Raw genomic sequence first — 1228 nt, 5'->3', positions numbered from 1 at the left:
GTGATGTGGATCACGTGTGGGGTGGGATGGGATTATGGGGTTTACTTGTTCGGACAGTAAATGGCTCTGGTGCAGCAGTACCGGGGTCCTGTCGGCAAGGGGCCGCCCCCACGTGGCCCGTCTCTCATGAGCAAGGATGATGATCATGTCGAAGGCCTTCGAAGCGACCGAACTGGGCGGCAAGCGCCTGACGAACCGCATCGTGATGGCACCGATGACCCGCAGCCGTGCCTACGGCCCCGGCCAGTCCCCGACCGAGCTGATGGCCGAGTACTACGCCCAGCGCGCCGACGCGGGCCTGATCATCACGGAGGGCACCCAGCCGTCGGTGATCGGCCAGGGCTACCCCAACACCCCCGGTATCCACTCCGACGAACAGATCACCGCCTGGCGCACCGTCACCGACGCGGTCCACGCCCAGGGCGGCGTGATCTACCTCCAGCTCATGCACACCGGCCGCGTCGGCCACCCCACCCTGATGGGCCTCACCCCGGTCGGCCCCTCCCCCGTCCAGGCCAAGGGCCAGGTCTACACCCACGAGGGCCCCCAGGACTTCGTCACCCCGGAGGAACTCGCCGAGGACGAGATCCACCAGACGATCGCCGACTACGCCACCGCCGCGCGCAACGCCATCGAGGCTGGCTTCGACGGCGTCGAACTCCACGGCGCCAACGGCTACCTCATCCACCAGTTCCTCGCCCCCAACTCCAACACCCGCACCGACGCCTGGGGCGGATCGCCCGACAAGCGCATCCGCTTCGCCGTCGAGACCGCCAAGGCCGTCGCCGCCGCCATCGGAGCCGACAAGACCGGCTTCCGCATCAGCCCCGGAAACCCCTACAACGACATCGACGAAACCGACCGCACCGACGTCGACGCCACCTACACCGCCCTCGTCGACGCCCTCGCCCCCCTGGGTCTCGCCTACCTCCACCAGATGGAAGCCCCCGAGATCCGCGATCTGACCCTCCGCCTGCGCAAGGCCTGGCCCACCACCTTCATCCTCAACCCCTTCACCGGCATGGAGCCCACCGGCCCCGACGCCCTCACCCTCATCGACGACGGCACCACCGACCTCATCGCCTACGGCGGACTCTTCCTCGCCAACCCCGACCTCCCCACCCGCCTCGCCCAAGGCGGCCCCTTCAACACCCCCGACCGCGCCACCAGCTTCGGCGGCGACCACACCGGCTACACCGACTACCCCACCCTCAACTAACCACCAGCC

General features: G+C 68.4%; 1 protein-coding gene. It reads left to right on the top strand.

The annotated features are described in order from the left end of the window. The first annotated feature begins 145 nt into the window (after nucleotides 1-145). The gene (locus KVT44_RS55455; RefSeq protein ID WP_217576833.1) at nucleotides 146-1219 is read left to right on the top strand and encodes an alkene reductase; all 1074 of its coding nucleotides are present in this window, start codon (nucleotides 146-148) and stop codon (nucleotides 1217-1219) included. The last annotated feature ends 9 nt before the right edge of the window (nucleotides 1220-1228 follow it).

The organism is Streptomyces sp. GbtcB7 (genome assembly GCF_019091445.1).
Taxonomy (GTDB): Bacteria; Actinomycetota; Actinomycetes; order Streptomycetales; family Streptomycetaceae; genus Streptomyces; species Streptomyces mirabilis.
This window is presented reverse-complemented; position numbering and strand designations above follow the sequence as displayed.

Bases quoted from the DNA above. Each gene is read 5' to 3' on its own strand.
- KVT44_RS55455 (WP_217576833.1), top strand. From the start codon at position 146: ATGTCGAAGGCCTTCGAAGCGACCGAACTGGGCGGCAAGCGCCTGACG.